At 53.8% G+C, this 26075-nt stretch carries 37 protein-coding genes; 34 read left to right on the top strand and 3 right to left on the bottom strand.

Annotated features, from left to right (window positions below):
- Positions 1-111 precede the first annotated feature (111 nt).
- The 32 genes from rpsL (at position 112) to rplQ (ending at position 18231) form a co-directional block, all read left to right on the top strand.
- Positions 112-486: a 30S ribosomal protein S12 gene (rpsL, locus tag Q9245_RS15335; RefSeq protein ID WP_012139854.1), complete on the top strand. Its 375-nt coding sequence runs from the start codon at positions 112-114 to the stop codon at positions 484-486.
- A gap of 111 nt (positions 487-597) precedes the next feature.
- Positions 598-1068, top strand: a complete 471-nt coding sequence (rpsG, locus tag Q9245_RS15330; protein ID WP_247065278.1) for a 30S ribosomal protein S7 — start codon at positions 598-600, stop codon at positions 1066-1068.
- A gap of 18 nt (positions 1069-1086) precedes the next feature.
- On the top strand, positions 1087-3192 hold the full coding sequence (gene fusA / locus Q9245_RS15325) for an elongation factor G (protein WP_305897977.1): 2106 nt from the start codon (positions 1087-1089) through the stop codon (positions 3190-3192).
- Between the two features lie 35 nt (positions 3193-3227).
- A complete protein-coding gene (gene tuf, locus Q9245_RS15320) occupies positions 3228-4424 on the top strand; it encodes an elongation factor Tu (RefSeq protein WP_199007996.1) in 1197 nt (398 codons plus the stop codon).
- Positions 4425-4611: 187 nt separating this feature from the next.
- Positions 4612-4923: a 30S ribosomal protein S10 gene (gene rpsJ / locus Q9245_RS15315; protein WP_041341420.1), complete on the top strand. Its 312-nt coding sequence runs from the start codon at positions 4612-4614 to the stop codon at positions 4921-4923.
- A gap of 75 nt (positions 4924-4998) precedes the next feature.
- Entirely contained in the window at positions 4999-5637 is a 639-nt protein-coding gene (rplC, locus tag Q9245_RS15310) for a 50S ribosomal protein L3 (RefSeq protein ID WP_305897976.1), read from the top strand.
- Positions 5638-5648: 11 nt separating this feature from the next.
- Positions 5649-6254 (top strand): 50S ribosomal protein L4, encoded by a 606-nt coding sequence (gene rplD / locus Q9245_RS15305; protein ID WP_114335788.1) that lies wholly within the window; start codon positions 5649-5651, stop codon positions 6252-6254.
- The gene (gene rplW, locus Q9245_RS15300) at positions 6251-6544 is read left to right on the top strand and encodes a 50S ribosomal protein L23 (RefSeq protein WP_114335789.1); all 294 of its coding nucleotides are present in this window, start codon (positions 6251-6253) and stop codon (positions 6542-6544) included. The genes rplD and rplW overlap by 4 nt, the downstream gene beginning before the upstream one ends.
- A 17-nt stretch (positions 6545-6561) precedes the next feature.
- On the top strand, positions 6562-7389 hold the full coding sequence (rplB, locus tag Q9245_RS15295; RefSeq protein ID WP_199007995.1) for a 50S ribosomal protein L2: 828 nt from the start codon (positions 6562-6564) through the stop codon (positions 7387-7389).
- A 23-nt stretch (positions 7390-7412) separates the two neighbouring features.
- Positions 7413-7688 (top strand): 30S ribosomal protein S19, encoded by a 276-nt coding sequence (gene rpsS, locus Q9245_RS15290; RefSeq protein ID WP_114335791.1) that lies wholly within the window; start codon positions 7413-7415, stop codon positions 7686-7688.
- A 16-nt stretch (positions 7689-7704) separates the two neighbouring features.
- The gene (gene rplV / locus Q9245_RS15285) at positions 7705-8037 is read left to right on the top strand and encodes a 50S ribosomal protein L22 (protein ID WP_044387658.1); all 333 of its coding nucleotides are present in this window, start codon (positions 7705-7707) and stop codon (positions 8035-8037) included.
- Between the two features lie 11 nt (positions 8038-8048).
- The gene (gene rpsC / locus Q9245_RS15280) at positions 8049-8732 is read left to right on the top strand and encodes a 30S ribosomal protein S3 (protein ID WP_011784249.1); all 684 of its coding nucleotides are present in this window, start codon (positions 8049-8051) and stop codon (positions 8730-8732) included.
- 12 nt (positions 8733-8744) lie between these two features.
- Positions 8745-9158: a 50S ribosomal protein L16 gene (gene rplP / locus Q9245_RS15275; protein ID WP_114335792.1), complete on the top strand. Its 414-nt coding sequence runs from the start codon at positions 8745-8747 to the stop codon at positions 9156-9158.
- Positions 9158-9349: a 50S ribosomal protein L29 gene (gene rpmC, locus Q9245_RS15270; protein WP_114335793.1), complete on the top strand. Its 192-nt coding sequence runs from the start codon at positions 9158-9160 to the stop codon at positions 9347-9349. The genes rplP and rpmC overlap by 1 nt, the downstream gene beginning before the upstream one ends.
- 1 nt (position 9350) lies before the next feature.
- Entirely contained in the window at positions 9351-9617 is a 267-nt protein-coding gene (gene rpsQ / locus Q9245_RS15265) for a 30S ribosomal protein S17 (RefSeq protein ID WP_114335794.1), read from the top strand.
- A gap of 18 nt (positions 9618-9635) precedes the next feature.
- Positions 9636-10004: a 50S ribosomal protein L14 gene (gene rplN / locus Q9245_RS15260; protein ID WP_007154005.1), complete on the top strand. Its 369-nt coding sequence runs from the start codon at positions 9636-9638 to the stop codon at positions 10002-10004.
- Between the two features lie 17 nt (positions 10005-10021).
- Entirely contained in the window at positions 10022-10342 is a 321-nt protein-coding gene (rplX, locus tag Q9245_RS15255; protein WP_114335796.1) for a 50S ribosomal protein L24, read from the top strand.
- A 15-nt stretch (positions 10343-10357) separates the two neighbouring features.
- Complete coding sequence (gene rplE, locus Q9245_RS15250; protein ID WP_133006544.1) at positions 10358-10897, top strand: 50S ribosomal protein L5; 540 nt, start codon at positions 10358-10360, stop codon at positions 10895-10897.
- A gap of 12 nt (positions 10898-10909) precedes the next feature.
- Positions 10910-11215, top strand: a complete 306-nt coding sequence (gene rpsN / locus Q9245_RS15245; RefSeq protein WP_199007993.1) for a 30S ribosomal protein S14 — start codon at positions 10910-10912, stop codon at positions 11213-11215.
- 88 nt (positions 11216-11303) lie between these two features.
- Positions 11304-11696, top strand: a complete 393-nt coding sequence (rpsH, locus tag Q9245_RS15240; RefSeq protein WP_114335799.1) for a 30S ribosomal protein S8 — start codon at positions 11304-11306, stop codon at positions 11694-11696.
- A 9-nt stretch (positions 11697-11705) separates the two neighbouring features.
- A complete protein-coding gene (gene rplF / locus Q9245_RS15235) occupies positions 11706-12239 on the top strand; it encodes a 50S ribosomal protein L6 (protein WP_223132796.1) in 534 nt (177 codons plus the stop codon).
- Positions 12240-12248: 9 nt separating this feature from the next.
- A complete protein-coding gene (gene rplR / locus Q9245_RS15230; RefSeq protein WP_114335801.1) occupies positions 12249-12596 on the top strand; it encodes a 50S ribosomal protein L18 in 348 nt (115 codons plus the stop codon).
- A 12-nt stretch (positions 12597-12608) separates the two neighbouring features.
- On the top strand, positions 12609-13109 hold the full coding sequence (gene rpsE, locus Q9245_RS15225) for a 30S ribosomal protein S5 (protein ID WP_305897975.1): 501 nt from the start codon (positions 12609-12611) through the stop codon (positions 13107-13109).
- 4 nt (positions 13110-13113) lie between these two features.
- Complete coding sequence (gene rpmD / locus Q9245_RS15220; protein ID WP_007153997.1) at positions 13114-13302, top strand: 50S ribosomal protein L30; 189 nt, start codon at positions 13114-13116, stop codon at positions 13300-13302.
- Position 13303: 1 nt separating this feature from the next.
- Positions 13304-13738 carry a 50S ribosomal protein L15 gene (gene rplO, locus Q9245_RS15215; RefSeq protein ID WP_305897974.1) on the top strand — a complete coding sequence of 145 codons (435 nt, stop codon included), beginning with the start codon at positions 13304-13306 and terminating at the stop codon, positions 13736-13738.
- A 17-nt stretch (positions 13739-13755) separates the two neighbouring features.
- Complete coding sequence (gene secY, locus Q9245_RS15210) at positions 13756-15078, top strand: preprotein translocase subunit SecY (RefSeq protein ID WP_199007990.1); 1323 nt, start codon at positions 13756-13758, stop codon at positions 15076-15078.
- Positions 15079-15109: 31 nt separating this feature from the next.
- The gene (gene rpmJ, locus Q9245_RS15205; RefSeq protein WP_008174902.1) at positions 15110-15223 is read left to right on the top strand and encodes a 50S ribosomal protein L36; all 114 of its coding nucleotides are present in this window, start codon (positions 15110-15112) and stop codon (positions 15221-15223) included.
- Positions 15224-15363: 140 nt separating this feature from the next.
- Positions 15364-15720, top strand: coding sequence for a 30S ribosomal protein S13 (rpsM, locus tag Q9245_RS15200; RefSeq protein WP_029655315.1), 357 nt, complete (start codon positions 15364-15366; stop codon positions 15718-15720).
- Positions 15721-15733: 13 nt separating this feature from the next.
- Positions 15734-16123 carry a 30S ribosomal protein S11 gene (gene rpsK / locus Q9245_RS15195; protein WP_004580767.1) on the top strand — a complete coding sequence of 130 codons (390 nt, stop codon included), beginning with the start codon at positions 15734-15736 and terminating at the stop codon, positions 16121-16123.
- An 18-nt stretch (positions 16124-16141) separates the two neighbouring features.
- A complete protein-coding gene (gene rpsD / locus Q9245_RS15190; RefSeq protein ID WP_199007989.1) occupies positions 16142-16762 on the top strand; it encodes a 30S ribosomal protein S4 in 621 nt (206 codons plus the stop codon).
- 35 nt (positions 16763-16797) lie between these two features.
- Positions 16798-17802, top strand: coding sequence for a DNA-directed RNA polymerase subunit alpha (gene rpoA / locus Q9245_RS15185; protein WP_133006537.1), 1005 nt, complete (start codon positions 16798-16800; stop codon positions 17800-17802).
- Positions 17803-17835: 33 nt separating this feature from the next.
- Positions 17836-18231, top strand: coding sequence for a 50S ribosomal protein L17 (rplQ, locus tag Q9245_RS15180; protein WP_114335808.1), 396 nt, complete (start codon positions 17836-17838; stop codon positions 18229-18231).
- A 217-nt stretch (positions 18232-18448) separates the two neighbouring features.
- Here the strand turns inward: rplQ and uvrA are convergent, their stop codons facing one another.
- Positions 18449-21271, bottom strand: a complete 2823-nt coding sequence (gene uvrA, locus Q9245_RS15175; protein ID WP_305897973.1) for an excinuclease ABC subunit UvrA — start codon at positions 21269-21271, stop codon at positions 18449-18451.
- A 179-nt stretch (positions 21272-21450) separates the two neighbouring features.
- Here uvrA and Q9245_RS15170 point away from each other — a divergent pair, with 179 nt between their 5' ends.
- Together Q9245_RS15170 and ssb are read left to right on the top strand one after the other, a co-directional pair.
- Positions 21451-22821, top strand: a complete 1371-nt coding sequence (locus Q9245_RS15170; RefSeq protein ID WP_305897972.1) for an MFS transporter — start codon at positions 21451-21453, stop codon at positions 22819-22821.
- Positions 22822-22878: 57 nt separating this feature from the next.
- Positions 22879-23415 carry a single-stranded DNA-binding protein gene (ssb, locus tag Q9245_RS15165; RefSeq protein WP_305897971.1) on the top strand — a complete coding sequence of 179 codons (537 nt, stop codon included), beginning with the start codon at positions 22879-22881 and terminating at the stop codon, positions 23413-23415.
- An 80-nt stretch (positions 23416-23495) separates the two neighbouring features.
- Here ssb and ntrC read toward each other — a convergent pair whose 3' ends face one another.
- Complete coding sequence (ntrC, locus tag Q9245_RS15160; protein WP_305897970.1) at positions 23496-24929, bottom strand: nitrogen regulation protein NR(I); 1434 nt, start codon at positions 24927-24929, stop codon at positions 23496-23498.
- Positions 24926-26026 carry a nitrogen regulation protein NR(II) gene (gene glnL / locus Q9245_RS15155; protein ID WP_305897969.1) on the bottom strand — a complete coding sequence of 367 codons (1101 nt, stop codon included), beginning with the start codon at positions 26024-26026 and terminating at the stop codon, positions 24926-24928. The genes ntrC and glnL overlap by 4 nt, the downstream gene beginning before the upstream one ends.
- Between the last annotated feature and the right edge of the window lie 49 nt (positions 26027-26075).

Below are 26075 nucleotides of genomic sequence, written 5' to 3'. Positions count from 1 at the left end.
AGAACAGTCGTCTTGACTGTGCCCGGGCGCAGGCTTAAACTTGCGACCCTAAATTTTACCCTCTGTATGGAGGGTAAGTTTCATTGGTATGGTTTTTTGGAGTTTGCTTACATGGCAACGATTAATCAGTTGGTGCGTAAGCCTCGTAAGCGCAAGGTAGCCAAGAGCGATGTTCCTGCTCTTCAGGCCTGTCCTCAGCGCCGTGGTGTATGTACTCGTGTATACACCACAACGCCGAAGAAGCCGAACTCAGCACTGCGTAAAGTGTGCCGTGTTCGTCTGACTAACGGCTTCGAGGTTTCGTCATACATTGGTGGTGAAGGTCACAACCTTCAGGAGCACAGTGTTGTGTTGATCCGTGGCGGTCGAGTAAAAGACCTTCCGGGTGTGCGCTATCACACTGTTCGCGGTACTTTGGATACCCAAGGTGTTCAAAACCGTAAGCAGGGCCGCTCCAAGTACGGTGCAAAACGACCCAAGTCCTAATGTCCCAGACGGGTGTCTTTTATCGTTGCTTGTTAGAACGGTAAGAGTAAGGCTGAGTAGCTATTGCTATCTCAGGGGTTCCTGAAGACCTTTAAATATAAGGGCTTATCGATGCCTAGAAGAAGAGTTGCAGCAAAGCGGGAAATCATTCCCGATCCTAAATTCGGCAGTGCACGTCTTGCAAAATTCATCAACCACGTGATGGAAAGCGGCAAGAAGTCAACTGCAGAGCGCATTGTTTACGGTGCTCTGACAATTGTTGCCGAGAAGTCTAATGAAGAGCCGATCGACATGTTCGAGAAGGCCCTGGAAAACATCCAGCCGATGGTCGAGGTTAAGTCCCGTCGTGTGGGTGGTGCTACTTACCAGGTGCCTGTAGAAGTACGGCCTTCCCGTCAGAATGCGCTGGCCATGCGTTGGTTGGTGGAGTTCTCTCGGAAGCGTGGTGAAAAGTCCATGGCTCAGCGTCTTGCTGGCGAAATTCTTGATGCGGCCGAGAGCAAAGGTTCTGCAGTTAAGAAGCGTGAAGACGTACACCGCATGGCAGAGGCCAACAAGGCCTTCTCTCACTTCCGTTTCTAAACAGCCGAGGTTTATACAGTGGCACGCAAAACACCGATTAAACGTTACAGAAACATTGGTATCTGTGCGCACGTTGATGCGGGCAAGACCACCACGACCGAGCGTATTCTTTACTATACGGGTCGTAGTCATAAGATGGGTGAAACCCATGATGGCGCGTCTACCACTGACTGGATGGAGCAAGAGCAGGAGCGTGGTATTACCATCACCTCTGCCGCTGTTACCACATTCTGGCAGGGTATGGACAAGCAGTTCGATGAGCACCGCGTAAACATCATCGACACACCGGGACACGTTGACTTCACGATCGAAGTTGAGCGTTCCTTGCGTGTTCTTGATGGTGCGGTAGTTGTGTTCTGTGGTTCCTCTGGTGTTGAGCCTCAGTCTGAGACTGTTTGGCGCCAGGCGAACAAGTACGAAGTGCCTCGCATGGTTTTCGTGAACAAAATGGACCGTGCTGGCGCAGACTTCCTGCGCGTGGTTGAGCAGATCAAAGCTCGCCTCGGTGCTACTCCTGTGCCTCTTCAGTTGCCGATTGGTGCGGAAGATCAGTTCGCGGGTGTTGTGGATCTGCTGCGCAATAAGGCGATCTACTGGAGTGACGACGATCTGGGTATGACCTACCGCGAGGACGAAGTTCCTGCGGATATGGTTGACCAGGTTCAGGAATACCGTGAAGCGCTGATTGAAGCAGCCGCTGAAGCGAACGAAGAGTACATGGACAAGTATCTCGAGGGTGGCGAACTTACCCTGGAAGAGATCAAAGCGGGTCTTCGCGCTCGTACCTTGGCCAACGAAATCGTTCTGGCTTGCTGTGGTTCTGCGTTCAAGAACAAGGGTGTTCCTGCGGTTCTGGATGCGGTTATTGAATACCTGCCAGCTCCTGACGAAGTTCGCGCCATCCGTGGTGAAGTCGACGACGAAGGTACCGAAGAAACTCGTCCTGTTGATGACAACGCACCGTTCGCCGCTCTGGCGTTCAAGATTGCGACTGACCCGTTCGTGGGTGCTTTGACCTTCTTCCGCGTATACTCCGGTAAGCTTGAGTCCGGTAATTCCGTATTCAACTCGGTGAAAGGCAAAAAAGAGCGTGTGGGCCGTATGGTTCAGATGCACGCGAACGACCGTGAAGAGATCAAAGAGGTTCTGGCCGGCGACATTGCTGCGGCAATCGGTCTGAAGAACGTCACCACTGGTGATACTTTGTGTGATGAGAATCATAAGATCATTCTCGAGCGCATGGAGTTCCCTGAGCCGGTTATCTCTGTAGCTGTTGAGCCGAAGTCTAAGGCTGACCAAGAGAAAATGGGTGTGGCCTTGGGTAAGTTGGCCCAGGAAGATCCGTCTTTCCGTGTGCGCACCGATGAAGAATCCGGTCAGACCATCATCTCCGGTATGGGTGAGCTTCACCTGGATATCATCGTTGATCGTATGCGTCGTGAGTTCAAGGTAGAGGCGAACATTGGTAAGCCTCAGGTTGCCTACCGCGAGTGCATTCGTAAGCCGGTTGATGTTGAAGGTAAGTTCGTTCGTCAGTCTGGTGGTCGTGGTCAGTACGGTCACGTCAAGGTTAAGCTTGAGCCGCTGCCGCTGGATGAGGAAGATGGCGAAAACTTCATCTTCGTGAACGAGATCGTAGGTGGTGTGGTTCCCAAGGAATACATCCCGGCTGTACAGCAGGGTATCGCTGAGCAGATGCAGAACGGTTGCCTTGCAGGCTATCCGTTGCTGCGCATCAAAGCGACTCTGTACGACGGTTCGTATCACGATGTTGACTCCAACGAAATGGCCTTTAAAGTTGCCGGTTCCATGGCAATGAAGAAAGGTGCACTGGAAGCCAATCCTGCGCTTCTGGAGCCGGTCATGAAAGTTGAAGTTGTCAGCCCTGAAGAATACATGGGTGACGTCGTCGGTGACTTGAACCGTCGTCGTGGTCTCATTCAGGGTATGGATGACGGCCCTGCGGGCAAGATCATCCGCGCAGAAGTTCCGTTGTCGGAAATGTTTGGTTACGCCACTGATCTGCGTTCAGCGACACAGGGTCGGGCGTCTTATGCGATGGAGTTCTCCCGTTATATGGAAGCTCCTTCGAACATTGCCGAAGCGATCATTAAAAAGGGTTGATCCCCAGGACTTAAGAAACAGGAAGAGGTGTAACCGTGTCTAAAGAAAAATTTGAACGTAGTAAGCCGCACGTAAACGTCGGTACCATCGGTCACGTTGACCATGGTAAGACCACTCTGACCGCTGCTCTGACTCGTGTATGTCACGAAGTTTGGGGTACAGGTTCTGCAAGTGCTTTCGACCAGATCGATAACGCACCGGAAGAGCGTGCACGTGGTATAACCATCGCCACTTCACACGTTGAGTACGATTCCCCAAGCCGTCACTACGCACACGTAGACTGCCCGGGCCACGCTGACTATGTTAAAAACATGATCACTGGTGCGGCTCAGATGGATGGCGCGATCCTGGTTTGTTCCGCAGCTGACGGCCCTATGCCGCAGACTCGTGAGCACATCCTGCTGTCTCGTCAGGTTGGCGTTCCTTACATCGTTGTGTTCCTGAACAAAGCGGACATGGTAGACGATGAAGAGCTGCTTGAGCTGGTTGAGATGGAAGTTCGTGACCTGCTGAGCATGTACGACTTCCCGGGCGACGACACTCCGATCGTTACCGGTTCGGCGTTGATGGCTCTGGAAGGCAAAGACGACAACGAAATGGGTACTACCGCTGTTAAGAAGCTGGTAGAAGCTCTGGATGCGTACATCCCGGATCCTGAGCGTGCTGTTGATCAGCCGTTCCTGATGCCGATCGAGGACGTATTCTCTATCTCTGGCCGTGGTACAGTTGTAACCGGTCGTGTAGAGCGCGGTATCATCAAGGTTGGTGAAGAAGTTGAAATCGTTGGTATCAAAGATACTGTGAAGACAACTTGTACTGGCGTTGAGATGTTCCGTAAGCTGCTGGACGAAGGTCGTGCTGGTGAGAACGTAGGTGTTCTGCTGCGTGGTACCAAGCGTGACGACGTTGAGCGTGGTCAGGTTCTGTGCGTACCGGGTTCTATCAACCCGCACACCAAGTTTGAGTGTGAAGTGTACGTATTGTCCAAAGAAGAAGGTGGTCGTCATACTCCGTTCTTCAAGGGCTACCGTCCTCAGTTCTACTTCCGGACCACTGACGTGACCGGTTCTTGCGAACTGCCGGAAGGTGTTGAGATGGTAATGCCGGGTGACAACGTTCAGATGGTTGTTACTCTGATCGCTCCGATCGCCATGGAAGATGGTCTGCGCTTCGCGATTCGTGAAGGCGGCCGTACCGTTGGTGCCGGTGTTGTTGCCAAGATCATCGAGTAATAGGCTCGGTTGATCAGGAAAAAGGGGCTGAAAATTCTCAGCCCCTTTTTCTGTTTAGGTCGCAAAGCTATCCCAACCGTGTCAATTGCTTCGGCAGTTGACACGGTTGGGTATTATGCATACAATGCGGCTCCTTTTTTTGAAGGTCGGCTAACTAGTAGCTGCTACGAGTGGAGTTTGGTGCATCATGCAAAGCCAAAAAATTCGAATCCGGTTGAAGGCGTTTGATTATCGTCTTATCGACCAGTCCACGCAGGAGATCGTCGATACCGCTAAGCGGACTGGCGCTCAAGTTCGTGGTCCTATTCCTCTGCCGACGCGGAAGGAAAAGTACACGATACTGGTATCCCCGCACGTCAACAAAGACGCGCGTGACCAGTATGAAATTCGTACGCACAAGCGTTTGCTCGACATTGTTGAGCCTACGGAAAAGACAGTGGATGCTCTGATGAAGTTGGACCTGGCAGCAGGTGTAGACGTTCAGATCAGCCTCGGCTAATACCGTTTGGTATTAGAGTGTGTAACTGTCATAGGCCATAGAGGGTGCGAGCCCCGTACACTTAAGAGGTGAAACATGGCAATTGGTGTTGTCGGTCGTAAGGCCGGTATGACCCGTATTTTTACGGAAGATGGACAGGCGTTGCCTGTTACAGTAATCGAGGTTGAGCCCAACCGGATTACTCAACTCAAAACTCTCGAAAACGACGGCTACCGCGCAGTTCAGGTAACCGTAGGTTCTCGTCGTTCCTCCCGTGTTACTAAGGCGGAAGCAGGTCACTACGCAAAAGCTGGCGTTGAAGCCGGTCGTGGTTCCTGGGAATTCCGTTTGGCAGATGGTGAAGGTGAAGAGCTGGCCGCTGGCGGCGAGCTGACAGTCTCTGTATTCGAAGACGGTCAAGTGGTTGATGCCACTGGTCGCTCCAAGGGTAAGGGCTTCCAGGGCGGTGTTAAGCGCTGGAACTTCTCCATGCAGGATGCTACCCACGGTAACTCCCTTTCTCACCGTGCTCCGGGTTCCATTGGTCAGAACCAAACTCCGGGTAAGGTATTTAAGGGTAAAAAGATGGCCGGTCAGATGGGTAATGCGCAGGTTACCGTGCAGAACCTCAAGGTTGTCCGTGTCGATGCCGAGCGCAACCTGCTGCTAGTAAGTGGTGCCGTACCCGGCGCAACTGGCGGCGATGTTGTCATCAAGCCTGCAGTCAAAGCCTGAGGAGCGGTTCGATGGAATTGACAATTACTGGTAGCGGCAAGGGAATCTCTGTTTCCGATGCTGCATTTGCCAAAGATTTTAACGAAGCTCTGGTTCACCAGGTGGTTACTGCATACATGGCAGCTGGCCGTCAGGGTACCAAGGCTCAGAAGACACGTTCTGAAGTCAGAGGTGGTGGTAAGAAGCCTTGGCGTCAAAAAGGTACTGGCCGTGCACGTGCTGGCACCATTCGTAGCCCGATCTGGCGTTCAGGTGGCGTAACGTTCGCTGCCAAGCCTCGCGACTTTGAACAGAAAGTTAACCGTAAGATGTACCGTGCGGCCATGTGCTCGATCCTTTCCGAGCTGGTTCGTCAGGAGCGTCTGGTAGTGGTTGACGAGATCAGCGTCGATACTCCGAAAACCAAGGTGTTCACAGCGAAGCTCGCAGACCTGGGTGTTTCCAATGCCCTGATTCTGTCCGAGACCGTTGAGCAGAACCTGCACCTTGCTTCTCGCAACATCCCTCACGTGGACGTTCGCGACGTTGCAGGTCTGGACCCTGTTAGCCTGGTTGCCTACGAGAAGGTCGTGGTCACTGTTCCCGCTCTGAAGAAGATCGAGGAGATGCTGGGATGAATCAGGAACGTATTTACAAGGTCCTGCTTGGACCACTCGTGTCAGAGAAAGCTTCTCGCGTAGCGGAGCACGGTCAGGTGGTTTTTCGTGTTGCCCCTGATGCGACCAAGCCCGAGATCAAGAAAGCCGTTGAGCAGCTGTTCAACGTCACCGTAGAAGGTGTTCAGGTTCTGAACCGTAAGGGTAAGCTTAAGCGCACTATCCGCGGGTTCGGCAAGCGTAATGACATTCGTAAGGCTTACGTTAAGCTGGCAGAAGGTCAGGACATCGATTTTCTGGATGTGGAATAAGGTAAAGGGGTCGTAATATGCCGATCGTCAAGACCAAACCAACATCTGCCGGACGCCGTCACGTTGTAAAGCTTTACAACCCGGATTTGCACAAAGGGCGCCCATACCAGTCGTTGGTAGAAGCACAGAGTAGGACTGGTGGCCGTAATAACAATGGCCGTATTACCAGTCGTCACATTGGTGGTGGCCACAAGCAGCACTACCGTGTAATCGATTTTAAGCGGACTAAAGATGGTATCCCGGCGGTCATTGAGCGCCTGGAATACGATCCTAACCGTTCAGCGCACATTGCGTTGGTCAAGTATGCCGATGGCGAGCGTCGTTACATCATCGCTCCTAAAGGCATGAAGGCTGGCGATCCTGTGCGCTCCGGCGTCGACGCGCCGATCAAGGTGGGTTCCACTTTGCCGCTCCGGAACATTCCGGTTGGTTCAGTGATTCACTGCGTCGAACTCAAGCCTGGCAAAGGTGCTCAGCTGGCTCGCTCTGCGGGCGCATCCGTACAGCTGGTTGCAAGGGAAGGGGCTTACGCCACTATCCGCCTGCGTTCAGGTGAAATGCGTAAGGTGCTTGTAGATTGTCGCGCTACGTTGGGTGAAGTATCCAACAGCGAGCACAGTCTGAAGCAGCTTGGTAAAGCGGGTGCATCACGTTGGCGCGGTAAACGTCCAACAGTACGTGGTGTTGCTATGAACCCAGTTGACCACCCGCATGGTGGTGGTGAAGGGCGTACCTCTGGTGGACGTCACCCGGTTACTCCGTGGGGTGTTCCGACCAAAGGGCATAAGACTCGTAAGAACAAACGTACTGATAAGATGATAGTACGTCGTCGTTCGGCCAAGTAAACGACTACATAGAGGTAATTGCTGTGCCACGTTCTTTAAAGAAAGGTCCTTTTATAGACCTGCATCTGTTGAAGAAGGTCGAGGCAGCTCTGGAAAAAAGCGACAAGCGTCCAATTAAAACCTGGTCCCGCCGGTCGACAATTTTCCCAGAGATGGTAGGCCTGACCATTGCAGTCCACAACGGCAAGCAGCACGTGCCGGTTTATGTCACCGAAGATATGGTAGGACATAAGCTGGGTGAGTTCGCGGCAACGCGTACTTATCGTGGTCATGCGGCCGACAAGAAAGCTAAACGCTGATCCTGAGGTAATAGAAATGGAAGTAGCAGCCAAGTATAAGGGCGCTCGCCTCTCAGCTCAGAAAGCGCGTCTTGTCGCTGACCAAGTACGCGGCAAGGCTGTTGAGGACGCCCTGAATATTCTGACTTTCAGCCCGAAGAAGGCGGCTGGTGTGATCAAGAAAGCTCTTGAATCTGCCATCGCTAACGCTGAGCACAACGAAGGTCTGGACGTTGATGATCTGCGGGTCTCCACTGTCATGGTGGATGAAGGCCCAACGCTCAAGCGAATCAAAGCTCGAGCCAAGGGGCGCGCTGACCGTATTATGAAGCGCACCTGTCATATCACCGTCAAGGTCGCCGACAAGTAGGAGATGCTCAGATGGGTCATAAAGTAAATCCGACCGGCATACGCCTGGGTGTGATTAAAGAGCACAACTCAGTTTGGTACGCCGACAAAAAGGACTACGCGAAAAACCTGTTGAATGATATTCAGGTTCGCGAGTTCCTCGACAAGCGTCTGGTTAAGGCGTCTGTCAGCAAGATCGTGATCGAGCGCCCTGCTCAGAACGCCCGGATCACGATCCATACCGCCCGTCCCGGTATTGTTATCGGTAAGAAGGGTGAAGATGTTGACCGTCTGCGTCGTGAAGTTAGCGACATGATGGGTGTGCCTGTGCACATCAACATCGAAGAAGTCCGCAAGCCGGACCTGGATGCCCGCCTGGTAGCGCAAAACGTTGCCGGTCAGCTCGAGCGTCGTGTGATGTTCCGTCGCGCTATGAAGCGTGCGGTTCAGAACGCCATGCGTCAGGGCGCCAAGGGTATCAAGATTCAGGTTGGTGGTCGTCTTGGGGGTGCTGAAATCGCACGTTCCGAGTGGTATCGCGAAGGTCGTGTTCCTCTGCACACACTGCGTGCAGATATTGATTACGCAACCTATGAAGCGCACACCACTTACGGCGTTATCGGCGTGAAGGTATGGATCTTCAAAGGTGAGATTCTTGGTGGTATGGAACAGGTCCGTGCTGACAAGAAAGCCTCTGGGAAGAAAGGTTCTAAGTAAAGGGGCACTCTTATGCTGCAACCAAAACGCACCAAATTTCGCAAGGTAATGAAAGGCCGTAACACCGGTCTTGCTCAGCGAGCTACTAAGGTGAGCTTCGGTGAATACGGATTGAAAGCGACAACCCGTGGACGTATAACTGCGCGTCAGATTGAGGCAGCGCGTCGTACCATGACTCGTAAGATCAAGAGGGGCGGTAAGATCTGGATTCGGGTTTTCCCGGATAAGCCGATCACCGGTAAGCCACTCGAAGTTCGAATGGGTAAAGGTAAGGGTTCTGTCGAGTATTGGGTGGCTGAAATTCAGCCAGGCCGCATGCTCTACGAAATGGAAGGTGTTTCCGAGGAGTTGGCGCGGGAAGCCTTCACATTGGCAGCGGCCAAACTGCCTGTACAGACCACCTTTGTAACGAGGACGGTGATGTGATGAAAGCAACAGAGCTGCGTGAAAAGTCCGTTGAGGAGCTGAACAGCGAGCTGATCAACCTCCTGAAGGAGCAGTTCAACCTGCGTATGCGTAAAGCGACAGGTCAGCTGAATCAGTCTCACCTCCTCGGCAACGTGAAACGCGACATTGCGCGCGTTAAAACGGTAATGAATGAAAAGGCAGGACAGTGACATGACCGAAGCTACCCAAACTGCCAGAACTCTGAGCGGGAAGGTCGTGAGCAACAAGATGGACAAGTCCATCGTGGTCCTGGTTGAGCGTCAGGTAAAACACCCTCTGTACGGTAAGTACATGAAGCGTTCAACCAAGATCCATGCGCACGATGAAAGCAATCAGTGCAACATCGGCGACACCGTAACCATCGAGGAAACCCGTCCGGTCTCCAAGACTAAGAGCTGGGCTCTGGTTGAGGTCACCGAACGCGCTTCCAAGGTGTAATTCGCCCGGAGAACAACCATGATTCAGACTCAAACAATGCTTGAAGTCGCGGATAACAGCGGTGCACGTCAAGTTATGTGTATCAAGGTCCTGGGCGGATCTCACCGGCGTTATGCCAGCGTTGGGGATATCATTAAGGTGACCGTTAAGGAAGCCATCCCACGCGGCAAGGTGAAGAAAGGCCAGGTCCTTAAGGCTGTTGTAGTACGTACCCGTAAGGGTGTGCGTCGTCCGGACGGTTCTTTGATCCGTTTTGACGGTAACGCGGCGGTACTTCTGAACAATCAGGACGCGCCCATTGGTACCCGTATCTTCGGACCGGTTACTCGTGAGCTGCGAAACGAAAAGTTCATGAAGATTATCTCACTGGCACCCGAAGTACTTTAAAGGACCAGAGGCCGGTTATGAAAAAGATTAAACGAGATGACGAAGTAATCGTCACCGCGGGGAAAGACAAAGAGAAACGTGGTAAAGTCCTGAAGGTTCAGGACGACGGTCGCGTGATTGTTTCTGGTATCAACATGATCAAGAAGCACACGAAGCCTAACCCGATGCTCGGCACCCCAGGTGGTATCGTCGAAAAAGAAGCGCCTATCCAGGCTTCCAACGTGGCTATTTTTAATCCGCAGACCGGCAAAGCCGATCGTGTTGGCTTCCAGATCAAGGAAGACGGCACTAAAGTGCGGATCTTCAAGTCCACGAAAGAACCTGTCGATAACCAGTAAGCGGTGGTGGTTACGATGCTTAACATGAAAGAGCAGTATTCAAAGGAAGTGGTACCCGCCCTGCAGAAAGAGTTCGGCTACAAGAACGTTATGCAGGTTCCGCGTATCGAAAAAATCACCCTGAACATGGGTGTCGGTGAAGCTGTTGGTGACAAAAAGCTGATTGAAAATGCCGTCGCAGATCTTGAGCGTCTGGCAGGTCAAAAAGTTGTTGTGACCAAGGCAAGAAAATCTGTAGCGGGCTTTAAAATCCGTGAAGGTTGGCCGATTGGTTGTAAAGTGACCCTGCGCGGTGAGCGTATGTGGGATTTCTTTGATCGCCTGGTTCACATTGCGGTTCCCCGCATTCGTGACTTCCGTGGCCTCAATCCGAAATCCTTCGACGGTCGCGGTAACTACAGCATGGGTGTACGTGAGCAGATCATCTTCCCTGAGATCGAGTACGACAAAGTCGACAAGGTCCGCGGGCTGGATATCACCATCACTACCTCTGCCGGTACCGACGACGAAGGTCGCGAACTGTTGAAAGCCTTCGGCTTTCCGTTCAAGAAATAAGGAACGAGTGACATGGCTAAGGTTTCAATGAAAAACCGCGAGCTTAAGCGTGAGCAGACTGTGGCTAAGTACGCAGCCAAGCGCGCTGAGCTCAAGGCAATTATTAAAAACCCTAATACCAGCGACGAAGATCGTTGGGACGCGCAGATGAAGCTGCAGCAGCAGCCTCGCAATGCGAGCCCTTCACGTCTTCGGAATCGTTGCCAGGTGACTGGTCGTCCTCACGGCGTTCTGCGCAAGTTCGAGCTTTCACGGATCAAACTCCGTGAATACGGCATGCGCGGTGACGTTCCAGGACTGACCAAGGCTAGCTGGTAAGACAGGCATCCTGACTTCGGTCAGGAGCCCGTTGGTAAGCGGTGCGGCGCGCCGCTGCACAACTAAAAAGATCAGGAGACTCATTGTAATGAGTATGCAAGATACGCTTGCGGATATGTTTACTCGTATTCGTAATGCTCAGATGGCACAGAAGGCCGATGTGGTCATGCCGTCTTCCAAAATGAAAATCTCCGTGGCCCAAGTCCTGAAGGACGAAGGTTACGTTGGAGAATTTTCCGTTTCAGCTGACGCGAAGCCCCAGCTAACGATCAACCTGAAATACTTCGGTGGCAAGCCGGTTATTGAAGAGATCAAGCGGGTTAGTCGTCCGAGTCTGCGCCAGTACAAGGGCGCTGGGGAACTACCGAAAGTATCCGGTGGTCTGGGAGTCGCGATTGTCTCAACGTCCAAGGGCGTTATGACAGACCGCGCCGCACGAGCTGCTGGCGTGGGTGGCGAAGTCATCTGCACCGTATTCTAGGAGAATCACATGTCCAGGGTTGCCAATAATCCTGTCGTGCTGCCTTCCGGTGTTGAGGTTAAGCTGAACGGACAGGAAATCAATGTAAAGGGCTCCAAAGGAGCACTTGAACTCACTATTCACCAATTAGTCGAAGTAAAGCAGGAAGACGGTCGTCTTCGCTTTGCAGCTCGCGATGGTGCTAAAAAGTCCCGCGCTCTTGCTGGTACTACTCGGGCGTTGGTTAACAATATGGTTAACGGCGTGTCTACAGGCTGGGAGCGCAAGCTTCAGCTGACAGGCGTAGGTTACCGTGCTCAGGCGCAAGGCAAGAAGCTCAATCTGACACTGGGTTTTTCTCACCCGGTTGAATATGAGCTGCCCGAGGGTGTTACCGCTGAAACTCCGTCTAATACGGAAGTTGTTATTCGCGGTATCGACAAGCAACAGGTTGGCCAGGTCGCTGCAGACATTCGCGCGTTCCGTCCGCCCGAGCCTTATAAGGGCAAGGGTGTTCGATATGCGGATGAGCAGGTAAGACGCAAAGAAGCCAAGAAGAAATAAGGCGGGACTATGAGCGCGAATAACGAAAGACTGCGTCGCGCACGTAAAGTGCGCATGAAGATTCGTGAGCTGGGTACTGACCGTCTGTGCGTTCACCGCACGCCGCGTCATATGTACGCCCAGGTTACTACAGCAGATGGCAGCAAAGTGCTGGCAACTGCCTCCACGTTGGATAAGGAATTGCGCCAGGGTGCAACCGGTAACGTGGACGCCGCCAAAAAAGTGGGTCAGCTGATTGCTGAACGCGCTAAGGCGGCAGGCATTGAGAAGGTCGCATTTGACCGCTCAGGTTACCGTTATCACGGTCGCATTCAGGCTTTGGCCGACGGTGCTCGTGAAGCTGGCTTGCAATTCTAAGAGGTGGAGAAGATGAGCGTTAACGAACAGAAGGCGCCTGAGCTCCAGGAAAGGCTGGTTCAGGTCAATCGAGTCGCTAAAGTTGTGAAAGGCGGCCGTATCTTTGCCTTCACCGCACTGACCGTAGTGGGTGATGGTAAAGGGCGCGTTGGTTTTGGTCGTGGTAAGGCCCGGGAAGTTCCGGTCGCGATCCAGAAGGCTATGGAAGCTGCGCGTAAAAACATGGTAGACGTCGCCCTAGACGGCAACACGCTTCAGTACCCGGTTCGTGCTCAGCACGGCGGATCTAAAGTGTTCATGATGCCGGCTTCTGAAGGTACCGGTGTTATTGCTGGTGGTGCGATGCGTGCAGTGCTTGAAGTTGCGGGCGTTCAAAACGTTCTCTCCAAGTGCTACGGCTCTACCAACCCGGTGAACGTTGTACGTTCAACCATTAAGGGTCTGCAGGCAATGAATGCGCCTGAAGATGTTGCAGCCAAGCGCGGTAAATCCGTCGAAGATATCCTGGGTTGAAGTCATGGCGAACGCAAAAACGATCAAAGTAACTCTGACCCGCAGCCCGATCGGCTGCCAGCCTAAGCACAAGCTTTGTGTAAAAGGCTTGGGTCTTCGTAAAATCGGTCACACTGTTGAAGTTGAAGATACTCCTTCGATTCGCGGTATGATCAACCGGGTTAATTACCTGGTGCAGGTTGAGGAGAACTAAGATGCGTCTGAACGAACTTGCTCCGGAACCTGGTTCACGTCCAAACGCCAAGCGTGTTGGTCGTGGTATCGGTAGCGGACTCGGTAAAACGGGCGGTCGCGGTCATAAAGGTCTGAAATCCCGTTCCGGTGGCTCTGTAGCTCCCGGTTTCGAGGGTGGTCAGCAGCCTTTGGCCCGTCGTCTGCCAAAATTCGGTTTCACTTCTCGTCAGCAGCGCTACGTTGCTGAAATCCGCCTGAACGAACTGGCGAAAGTCGAGGGTGACGTGGTCGATCTGGCTGCACTGAAGAAGGCTGACATTATCCGTGAAGAAATTCGCGTTGCTAAGGTTATGCTGTCTGGTGAGCTGGACCGTGCTGTAACCGTTAAAGGGCTACGTGTCACCAAAGGCGCACGCGAGGCAATTGTTGCCGCGGGTGGGAAAGTCGAAGACTAAGACGAGTCGAGGACTAAATGGCCAAGACAGCATCATTGCCTGCGGGCGCTGGAAAAGGATTTGCAGAGCTGCGTTCGCGGCTCTGGTTTGTCTTTCTGGCGTTGTTGGTGTACCGCATCGGTGCTCATATTCCGGTGCCGGGCATCAACCCAGACCGTTTGGCGGCATTGTTTGATCAGAATCAGGGCACGATCCTGAGTCTGTTTAACATGTTCTCCGGTGGTGCGCTTGAGCGCATGAGTATTTTCGCACTCGGTATCATGCCGTATATTTCAGCCTCGATTATCATGCAGCTCATGACTGCGGTTAGTCCGCAGCTTGAGCAGCTGAAGAAAGAGGGTGAAGCTGGTCGTCGCAAGATTAGCCAGTACACACGGTATGGTACGGTTATCCTAGCCCTGGTTCAGGGCTTTGGTATTTCGGTGGGGCTTGCCTCTCAAGGTGTTACCTTTAACGATAGCTTCAGCTTCCACTTTGTGGCAGTTGTCTCTTTCGTTTGTGGTGCCGTCTTCATGATGTGGCTTGGTGAGCAGATCACTGAGCGTGGTATCGGAAACGGTATCTCCCTGCTTATTTTTGCAGGTATCGTCGCGGGCTTGCCGGGGGCTATAGGTCAGACCCTGGAGCAGGCACGTAACGGAGAGATGAGTCTGCTGGTTGTACTCGGTATTGGCGTGCTGGCCGTTGCTGTAGTCGGATTCGTAGTGTTTATGGAACGCGGCCAGCGCCGCCTGACCATTAATTACGCAAAACGGCAGCAGGGGCGTCAGGTATTTGCACAGCAGTCCAGTCATTTGCCTCTCAAGGTCAATATGGCTGGTGTTATTCCGCCGATCTTTGCTTCTTCGATCCTACTGTTCCCGGCGTCATTGGGTCAGTGGTTCGGGCAAGGTGAGGGCATGGAATGGTTGAGCGATATCTCACAGGCATTGGCTCCGAGCCAACCTTTGTATATTATTCTGTTCGCAGCAGCAGTCGTTTTCTTCTGCTTCTTCTACACAGCGCTGATGTACAACCCTAAAGAAGTTGCGGATAACCTCAAGCGTTCCGGCGCGTTCATTCCGGGGATTCGTCCGGGAGAACAGACGGCAAAGTACATCGATGGTGTTCTTACTCGTCTTACGTTGTTCGGGGCTATGTATATTGCGGCGGTGTCCCTGTTCCCTCAGTTCCTGATGGTTGCAGGTAACGTACCTTTCTATCTTGGTGGTACCTCACTGCTGATTGTTGTAGTCGTGGTGATGGATTTCATGGCGCAGGTTCAGTCGCACCTGATGTCTCATCAGTATGAATCACTGATGAAGAAATCCAATCTCAAGGGCTATGGACGGAACGGCTGATAGCCGTTCCCCTTGAAAACTGGAGTCGACAATGAAAGTACGCGCTTCGGTAAAGAAAATTTGCCGTAACTGCAAAGTAATTCGACGCAATGGCTCAGTGCGAGTCATCTGCTCGGAGCCTCGCCACAAGCAACGCCAGGGCTAATCCTCCGGGATCAGAACTGACATTGTAAAAGGGGTTCGGAATAAGGCGCTTGACTCAAGCCTGAGTCAAGCGTTATTATTTCGCGCCCTTTTTGTGGCGGAAAATTCACACAGCAAAGCTTTGAACGCGGAGTAATTTGGATGGCACGTATAGCCGGTGTCAATATACCCGATCACAAACATGCTGTTATCTCACTGACATACATCTTTGGTGTCGGCAAGACAACAGCCCAGAAGCTTTGCGATGCAACCGGCGTTAAGCCGGACGTCAAGGTCAAAGACCTTAGCGACGAGCAGCTTGAAGCACTTCGTACTGAAGTGGGCAAGTTCACCGTCGAAGGCGATTTGCGTCGTGAAGTACAGATGAACATTAAGCGTTTGAAGGATCTCGGTTGCTTCCGTGGTCTGCGCCATCGTCACGGACTTCCAGTTCGCGGCCAGCGCACCAAGACCAACGCCCGCACCCGTAAAGGTCCACGCAAACCTATTCGTAAGTAACAGGTAGGCAAACATGGCAAAGCCAGGTACACGTACCCGTAAAAAGGTGAAAAAGACGGTTGTTGATGGCGTCGCGCACATTCACGCGTCCTTCAACAACACCATCGTGACCATTTCGGACCGTCAGGGCAATGTATTGTCCTGGGCCACTTCAGGTGGTTCCGGTTTCCGCGGCTCACGTAAGAGCACACCTTTTGCTGCGCAGGTAGCAGCTGAAAGAGCCGGTAATGCGGCTGCTGAATACGGCCTTAAAAACCTGGATGTAGAGGTTAAGGGTCCTGGGCCCGGACGTGAATCTGCAGTTCGTGCCCTGAATGGGTGTGGCTACAAGATCACTAACATCACTGATGTGACGCCGATTCCCCATAACGGTTGTCGTCCGCCCAAAAAGCGCCGCGTCTAACACAGGAGACAGTGAAATATGGCTCGTTATATAGGCCCGAAGTGCAAGCTGTCTCGTCGTGAAGGGACAGATCTTTTTCTGAAGAGCGGTGTTCGCGCGCTCGATTCCAAGTGCAACATCGAGACTCCGCCGGGTATGCACGGCGCGCGTCGCGGTCGTCTGTCCGAGTACGGCTTGCAGCTTCGCGAGAAGCAAAAAGTTCGTCGTATCTACGGTGTGCTTGAGAAGCAGTTCCGTGGGTACTACAAAGAGGCAGCCCGTCGGAAGGGTGCAACCGGTGAAAACCTGCTGCAACTTCTGGAAGGCCGTCTGGATAACGTTGTATATCGCATGGGCTTTGGTTCTACCCGTGCTGAGTCCCGTCAGCTCGTTTCTCACAAAGCGATCCTGGTTAACGATAAGCCGGTAAACATTCCGTCTTATCAGGTTAAAGCAGGTGATGTTGTGAGTCTGCGTGAGAAGGCCAAGAACCAGTTGCGCGTTAAAGGCGCTCTGGAACTGGCTAGCAGCCGCGCGCCGGTGAGCTGGGTAGAGGTTGACGCCAACAAGATGTCCGGCGTTTACAAGTCAGTACCTGAGCGTACTGAACTGCCTGCCGACATCAACGAGAACCTCATCGTCGAGCTTTACTCTAAGTAAAGCCCAGTTAGCAACGATAGCAGATAGGGGCGTCTATGCAGCGTTCAGTACATGAGTTATTGACACCTCGTACGATCGACGTGAAAGAGTCCGGCGCTTTGCGTGCCAAGGTGACGCTGGAGCCGCTAGAGCGCGGTTTCGGCCACACCTTGGGCAGTGCGCTTCGTCGCATTCTTCTGTCTTCGATGCCAGGCTGCGCCGTGACTGAAGCACAGATCGACGGTGTCCTGCACGAGTACAGTGCCATCGAGGGTGTCCAGGAGGACGTCATTGAGATTCTTTTGAACCTCAAGGGCGTTGCCGTAAAGATGAACGGACGTGATGACACTGAGCTGACACTCAGCAAAAAAGGTCCGGGCGTTGTAACTGCTGGTGATATCACGTTGGATCACGACGTTGAAATCGCTAACCCGGAACACGTTATCTGTCACCTGAGCGAGAACGGCGAACTGAACATGCGCTTGCGTGTGTCTCGTGGTCGCGGTTACGAGCCAGCTGATCAGCGTGGACTGGACGAGGACGAAACTCGTGCCATTGGGCGTTTGCAGCTTGATGCTACGTTCAGCCCGGTTCGCCGAGTGTCTTATGCGGTTGAAAGTGCACGGGTTGAGCAGCGTACAGATCTCGACAAGCTTGTTATTGATCTGGAGACTAACGGTACGATCGATCCGGAAGAAGCAATTCGCCGGGCCGCGACTATCCTCCAGCAGCAATTGGCTGTATTCGTCGATTTCGATCATGAGAAAGAGCCAGAACGCGTCGAGGAAGAGGAAGAAATTGATCCGATTCTGTTGCGTCCGGTTGATGATCTTGAGTTGACTGTACGTTCGGCTAACTGCTTGAAGGCAGAAAACATTTACTATATCGGCGATCTAATTCAGCGCACAGAAGTGGAGCTGCTGAAGACGCCTAACCTTGGCAAAAAGTCGCTGACCGAGATCAAGGACGTTCTAGCGTCCCGTGGTCTGTCACTGGGAATGCGTCTTGATAACTGGCCGCCGGCAAGCCTTCGTGGTGATGACCGGGTTCTGGGCGGTTAATCGCCGATTAGTTTAAGGTAAGGAATCAGAGCAATGCGTCATCGTAAGAGTGGTCGTAAGTTCAACAGGACCAGTGCGCATCGCAAGGCCATGTTCCGTAACATGACTGCGTCACTGGTTGAGCACGAGCTGATCAAAACGACGCTCCCGAAAGCGAAAGAATTGCGTCGGGTAGCAGAGCCATTGATCACGCTCGCAAAGAATGATTCGGTTGCAAACCGTCGTCTGGCGTTCGCGCGCCTGCGTAGCGATGCAGCGGTAGCCAAGCTTTTCAACGAGCTGGGCCCCCGTTACAACGAGCGACCGGGTGGTTACCTTCGTGTCCTGAAGTGCGGTTTCCGTGCTGGCGACAATGCCCCTATGGCATTTGTTGAGCTGGTCGGTCGTCCTCTGGACATCGAAGCTGAAGAGATGGGCGACGACGAGTAAAATCGTTTCGGCTATTTCTTGAAAGGCCGGGATCCGAAAGGTTCCCGGTTTTTTTGTGTCTGGAATTTGGGGGTTCTGGCGGCGTGCTAACTTGGCGGGCTGGCCTGGGGTGCTAGGTTTATTTTCTTCGGAAAAATAACTCGCTGCGCTCAGACATCTTTTTCCGGCAGAAAATAAACCTAGCACCCCTGGCCGACGTAGTTTTGTGGTGTTTTCCCTATTTTTCCAGCATCGGTTTTAGGTATTTGCCGGTGTGGGAGTTTGCGTTGTTCGCTACGTCTTCCGGTGTACCTTCCGCAATAATCTGACCGCCACCAGAACCGCCTTCTGGGCCTAGATCGACGATCCAATCCGCGGTTTTGATGACGTCCAGGTTGTGTTCGATCACCACGATGGTGTTGCCATGGTCACGCAGCCGCTGGAGGACGTTCAGTAATTGTTGAATGTCGTAGAAGTGTAGGCCGGTTGTTGGCTCGTCCAGGATGTATAGAGTCTTGCCCGTGTCTCGCTTGGAGAGCTCTTTAGCGAGCTTCACGCGCTGTGCCTCACCGCCAGACAGCGTGACTGCACTTTGTCCGAGTCGAATGTAGGAAAGGCCTACGTCGATCAGGGTTTGTAATTTTCTGGCTAAGAAGGGCACGGCGTCGAAGAATTCTCGGCCTTCCTCCACGGTCATGTCGAGCACTTCGTGGATGTTTTTGCCTTTGTAGCGAACTTCCAGAGTTTCCCGGTTGTAGCGTTTGCCTTTGCAAATGTCGCATGGTACGTACACATCGGGTAGGAAGTGCATTTCTACTTTGATGACGCCATCGCCTTGGCATGCCTCGCAGCGGCCGCCTTTGACGTTGAAGGAGAAGCGGCCGACTTTGTAACCTCTTGAGCGGGCTTCTTGCGTGCCGGCGAACAATTCGCGTATCGGGGTGAACAGGCCTGTGTAGGTCGCCGGGTTGGAGCGGGGCGTTCTGCCGATCGGGCTCTGGTCAATGTCGATGACCTTGTCCAGGTGGTCCAGGCCCTTAAGGTTTTTATACGGGGCGTGGCTCAAACTGGTGGCTTTGTTTAGTTTCGCAGCCGCGACCGGGTACAGGGTGCTGTTGATCAGGGTGGACTTGCCGGAGCCGGATACGCCGGTTACGCAGGTCATAATGCCCAGGGGCAGGGTCAGCGTGACGTCTTGTAGGTTGTTTCCGCTGGCGCCGCTCAGTACCAGTTGTTTACCGCTTCCTTTGTTGCGCTCCGGCGGTATAGCAATACTTTTATCGCCGCTCAGGTATTGGCCCGTGAGTGAGTGTTTGTTGGCGATGATGTCGGCTGGTGTGCCTCTGGCGACCACCTGGCCGCCGTGTACTCCGGCACCGGGGCCGATGTCGATAACGTAGTCCGCAGCGCGGATGGCGTCTTCATCGTGTTCGACCACGATCACGGTATTGCCCAGATCCCGCAAATGGGTGAGGGTCGCCAGAAGGCGGTCGTTGTCCCGCTGGTGAAGGCCGATGGAGGGCTCGTCAAGGATATACATAACGCCAACCAGTCCCGCGCCGATCTGGCTGGCAAGGCGAATACGTTGGGCTTCACCGCCCGACAAAGTGTCGGCGCTGCGCTCCAGGGTCAGGTATTCGAGGCCGACGTTGACCAGAAACTGGAGGCGTTCGCGGACTTCTTTCAGAATCTTGTCCGCGATTTCGCCTTTTCGCCCGGGTAGGGTGAGCGTTCCGAAGTATTCGTGCGCCTCACCGACCGGCATGTGAGTGACGTCCGGCAGGTTTTGTTCTTTGATAAACACGTGCCGTGCGCTCTGCCTTAAACGGGAGCCGTGGCAGTCTTTGCACGGCTGGGTGCTGAGGTTTCTGGCCAGCTCTTCGCGCATGCTTTGGGACTCGGTTTCGCGGTAGCGGCGCTCGAGGTTGGGCAGGATGCCTTCAAAGGGGTGGGCCTTTTCGATGATCTGGCCCCGGGAGTTCACGTACCGGAAGGTTACTTCTTCAGCTCCGGTGCCGTGTAGCAGCGCGTTCTGGAAATCAGCGGGGAGTTCCTCCCACGGTGTTTCGAGATCCATACCATAGTGTTCGGCGACGCTGGTTAGCATCTGAAAGTAATAAACGGCCCGGCGGTCCCAGCCTTTGATGGCCCCTGAAGCTAGAGTCGCCTCTGGATGCTGAATGATTTTTTCCGGGTCGAAGAATTGTCGAACGCCCAATCCGTCGCAGGTGGGGCAGGCACCCGCAGGGTTGTTGAAGGAAAACAGTCGAGGTTCAAGCTCGCTTAGGGAATAGCCACACTGATTACACGCGTAGCGGGCGGAAAACGTATGTTCTTCGCCTTCGCCGGACATAGGGGCGACGAGCGCAATCCCGTCGGAAAGATCTAGGGCCGTTTCGAAGCTTTCCGCGAGCCGCTGTTCCAAGCCGGGTTTCACTTTGAAGCGGTCAACGACGACATCAATTTGGTGTTTGCGTTTTTTATCGAGCGCCGGCACGTCGTCGATGTCATAGACCGTTCCATCCACCCGCAGCCGAATGAAGCCTTGGCTGCGCATGGTGTCGATAACCTGCAGGTGCTCACCTTTGCGGTCCCTGATAACAGGCGCAAGGATCATCAGTTTACTGTCTTCCGGGAGCGCCAACACCTGATCGACCATTTGGCTGACGGTTTGAGCTTCCAGTGGTTGGTGATGGTCGGGGCAGCGGGGCTCGCCAGCACGGGCGAACAGTAATCGCAGGTAGTCGTAAATTTCGGTGATGGTACCGACGGTCGAGCGCGGGTTGTGGGATGTGGACTTCTGTTCGATGGAAATAGCCGGTGACAGCCCTTCGATGTGGTCTACATCGGGCTTTTCCATCATGGAAAGGAATTGCCGCGCGTAGGTCGACAAGGATTCTACGTACCGTCTTTGGCCTTCCGCATAGAGTGTATCGAACGCCAGGGACGATTTTCCCGAGCCCGACAGCCCGGTAATCACGATGAGTTTGTCCCGCGGCATATCCAGGTCGATGTTTTTCAGGTTGTGGGTGCGCGCACCCTTGATCTGGATATGGTCCATAACACCTCGCTTCCGATAAAAACGACCAGTATATCGTTTTCAGAAGAGCGCGGCTAAGTTGCCGACACTACGTAGGCTCGCCCGTTATGTGAGGAGTCCCGTCAGCGACTCGCTTCTGGTACAATGCGCGCCCGCGGCCGACGGCTGCAACCCTATTCATTCACTCCGGCACGGGTTATATGAACGCGCTTGAAAAACGCTCAGTCGCAGCTCTGGCTTCGGTATACGCCATGCGTATGCTGGGGCTTTTCATGGTTATGCCGGTGTTTGTGTTACTTGGCAGTGATTTGCAGGGGGCGACACCGGCACTGATTGGTTTTGCGATCGGGGCCTATGGGCTGAGTCAGGCGTTGCTTCAGATTCCGTTCGGTTTGATGTCGGATCGGGTAGGGCGCAAGAAAATGATCTATCTTGGCCTGATTTTGTTCGCTGCCGGGAGTGTGTTGGCAGGTGCGTCGGATTCCATTTACGTAGTGATTGCCGGGCGGATTTTGCAGGGAGCCGGCGCTATTGCGAGTGTTTTGATGGCGATGCTGAGCGACCTGACCCGGGAAGAGCAGCGAACCAAAGCGATGGCAACCGTGGGCATCTCCATTGGTTTATCTTTTTCTGTTTCGCTGGTGGTCGGGCCCTTGCTCGGCGCCGCTTGGGGCTTGTCGGGTATCTTCTACACCACGGCGGTGCTGGCTTTGTTGGCATTAGTGGTGGTAGCCAAGGTCGTGCCGACGCCACATCAGAACAAGGTGAGTGCGGATACGCATCCAGCGCGGGAAATGGTCGGCAAGGTCTTGGCAGATGGTCGCCTGTTACGGCTGGACTTTGGCATCTTTGCATTGCATTTCGCACTGACGTCTCTGTTTCTGGTTTTTCCGACTCTGCTCCAGGATGAGCTGGGGTTGGCTGCGACCTCGCATTGGTGGTTTTACCTCACGGTGATGGTTACGTCTTTTTTCGCCATGGTGCCCTTTATCATTATTGGTGAGAAAAAGCGTAAAATGAAGCCCGTACTGTGTGGCGCGATTGCCTTGCTGGCAGCGGCGACGGCTGCCATGACCGGCGTAACGGATAGCCTGGGATTGGCGTGGGTGGTTTTGTTCTTCTTTTTTATGGCGTTCAATTTGCTGGAAGCAAGTTTGCCGTCATTGATCAGCAAGGAAGCCCCTCCGGCGAGCAAAGGCACCGCGATGGGCGTTTATTCGACGTCTCAGTTTTTGGGGGCGTTTCTCGGGGGGGCGTTGGGTGGCTATTTGTTGCAACAAGCCGGTTTGAACGGCGTGCTGTGGTTAATGGCTGGCGCGTTGGTTGTTTGGTTACTGGTGGCACTTACTATGCCTACCCCCAGTTACACCACCAGTTTTGTAGTGCAGTTGCGTAATGCGGTCGCAACGCCCTTTGACGATATCGACCAGCGCTTGCGCGGCCTGTCTGGCGTAGCGGATGTGGTTATTGTTGAAGAAGCCGGGACGGCCTACTTGAAGGTGGATCGTCAGCACTTTAATGAAGATCAGCTTGCGCACCTGGAATTTGTGCGGCAGGGTGACAATACTTAAACATTGGATGCCTGCAGGGAGCGCAGGCGTTCGGTCAAAAAACACCAGGAGCAGAACATGGCACGAGGCATAAACAAGGTAATTCTGATCGGCAACCTGGGCCAGGACCCGGATACCCGATACACCCCGAACGGCAATGCAGTGGTTAACCTGAACCTGGCGACCGACGAAAGTTACAAGGATCGCCAGACTGGCCAGATGGTGCCGAGAACTGAGTGGCACCGGATTGTCATTTTCGGCAAGGTGGCGGAAGTTGCCGGGCAATACCTGCGTAAAGGGTCAAAGGTTTACATCGAAGGGCGTCTGCAAACTCGCAAGTGGCAAGGCCAGGATGGTCAGGACCGGTACACCACAGAGATCGTTGTGGATATCAACGGCCAGATGCAGATGCTGGATAGCCGCGGAAGCGAAGGCGGCATGAACCAAGGCGCTCCGCAAGGTCGTCCCCAGCAGCAGCCGCAAGCACCTCAGCAGCAGTATAATGCACCGCAACAACCTCAGCAGCAGGGCGGCTATAACAACCCTGCGCCGCAGCAACAAGCGGGCGGGATGCCGGAGCCCATTGACGACTTTGATGATGACATCCCGTTCTAAGGCCAAGTCACATCAAGTCGCATAAAAAACCCGAGCAGTGGCTCGGGTTTTTTATGGTATTCGCTTCGGCTCATGCCCCGCTATTCTTCCGTTGTTTCCGGGTGATCCAAACCCAGTTCATTGATTTTTCGGGTTAACGTGTTTCGGCCCCAGCCAAGCAGAATGGAGGCGTCACGACGTCGCCCGCCGGTGTGCTTCAGCGCGGTTTCAATCATGATCTTTTCGAACTCCGGTACAGCTTTGTCCAGTACGCTTTTCTTGCCTCGCTTCAGTTCTTGTTCCGCCCAGTTTTTCAGGCCCTCTTGCCAGGTCTGGCCGGTGGCGTCGTTGTCTGACTCGGCTTGGTCCAGGAGTTCTGGCGGCAGGTCGGCAACATGGATTTCGCGCCCGCTGGCCATGACGGTTAGCCAGCGGCAAGTGTTTTCCAGCTGACGAACGTTACCGGGCCAGGGCAGTGTTGATAAGTATTCCTCGGCGTCTTTACGCAGGATTTTGGGCTCCACGGCGAGTTCTTTGGCAGCCTGTTCGAGAAAATGCTGCACCAGTCGGGGAATGTCTGCGCGCCGCTCGGCGAGTTTCGGCAAATGAATCCGAATCACATTGAGGCGGTGAAACAAATCTTCCCGGAAGCTGCCGGCATTCACCAGTTTCTCAAGATCCTGGTGTGTTGCGGCAATGATGCGGACATCCACTTTGATCGGTGTGGTACCGCCAACCCGGTAGAACTCACCATCGGCAAGAACGCGCAGCAACCGGGTTTGGGTATCGGCGGGCATGTCGCCGATTTCATCCAGAAATAATGTGCCGCCATTGGCTTGCTCGAAGCGCCCCTGGCGCGTGCCTCCGGCGCCGGTGAACGCGCCCTTTTCATGACCAAACAGTTCCGACTCAATCAGGTCTTTGGGGATGGCGGCCATGTTCAGGGCAATGAAGGGATTGCGGGCGCGGGGGCTGTGGTTGTGTAGCGCCTGGGCGACCAGCTCTTTGCCGGTACCACTTTCACCGTTGATGAGCACCGTAATGTTCGAGTTCGAAAGGCGGCCTATGGCCCGAAAGACTTCCTGCATGGCCGGCGCTTCGCCGATGATCTCGGTGCTCTTCTGCACTTCTTCGATCTGGGGTTCGGCCGCGGCTCTTTGCTCATGGCTGTGCGCAATGGCGCGCTTTACCAAGGCAACCGCTTCGTCCACATCGAAAGGCTTGGGCAGATATTCGAATGCACCGGTCTGGTAGCTGGTGACGGCGCTGTCCAGGTCAGAGTGGGCTGTCATAATGATGACGGGAACGTCTGGGTGCAGCGCAACAATCCGGGAAAGCAAGGTGATGCCATCGACGCCGGGCATACGTATATCGCTGACAATGGCATCGGGCCGCTCACGCTCCAGGCGGGCAATGATGCCTTCGCCGCTGTCAAACGCTTGCACGTGCAAGCCCGCTTGGCTTAGCGCCCGTTCAAGCACCCAGCGGATGCTCTTGTCGTCATCGATGATCCAGACGTTTTCTGGCTGATTCATAAAGTGTCCTCCAGAGGCAGGAAGATTATAAAGTCGGTTTTTCCTGGCTCGCTTTCACATTCCACCAAACCACGATGCTGGCCGATGATGCTTTGGGTGATAGAAAGCCCTAAGCCTGTGCCTGAAGCCCGGCCGCTGATCATGGGGTAAAAAACGTTTTGCAACAGGTCAGCCGGAATGCCGGGCCCGTTGTCGATAATGTCGATGCGGCAAACCAGTCGATGGCGGTGATGACCAATGGTGAACTGCCGCAAAGTGCGAGTACGGAAGGTGATCGTCGGAGTTGATTCGGTGCCCGAAGCGTTCTCGTTTTCGAAAGCGGCTTCCATGGCGTTTCGGGCAATGTTCAAAACGGCTTGAATGAGCTGTTCTTTGTCGCCCGAGAATTCCGGAATGCTGGGGTCGTAATCTCGTAGTAGCTGAACTTTACCCCGGCTTTCGGCTTCAATCAGGGTGCGCACCCGTTCAAGAACTTCATGGATGTTGGTAGACGCAATTTGCAGAGCTTTATTGGGCCCGAGCATGCGATCGACCAAGCTCCGCAATCGGTCGGCTTCGTTAATGATCACTTGGGTGTATTCCCGCTGACCCTCGCTGTCGAGCTCTCGGTCGAGCAGTTGTGCCGCGCCCCGAATGCCGCCCAAAGGGTTCTTGATCTCGTGAGCCATGCCGCGCACCAGAATGCGCGAGGCTTCCTGTTTGGAGATGATGTCTTCTTCCCGACTGATGCGAAGCTGGCGGTCGATGGGTTGTAATTCGATAAGCAGTTCAATCGGATCGGTGCTGATGGGGCTCACAGAATAGTCCACCATCAGACTGGAGCCGGTGAGCAAGGCAAATTCAGCTTCGCGCCGTGTGTAGGATTGACCATTCCTTGCCGCGGCATGCAACGTTCTCAGCGCATTCTCCGAATCGATAAGCACATCGTTCAGCGGCGTACCTTGCGTTCGCATAAGGCTCGTTTCAAACAGGTTCTCGGCAGCCGGGTTCAGGTAGCGGATGGTTAGGTCATCGCCAAGAACCAGTACCGCGGTGGTTAGGCTGTCGAGAATGTTTTTGTACCCGGTTTCCAGGGTGGTAGACGGTCGAAACGACATGAAGGAATCCCGTTAGGCGCTCAGGGTTATTACTATGGTTAGCAATAAA

This window comes from Marinobacter sp. MDS2 (assembly GCF_030718085.1).
Taxonomy (GTDB): domain Bacteria; phylum Pseudomonadota; class Gammaproteobacteria; order Pseudomonadales; family Oleiphilaceae; genus Marinobacter.
The sequence above is the reverse complement of the archived record's forward strand: the minus strand, read 5'-3'. Positions and strand labels throughout refer to the sequence as shown.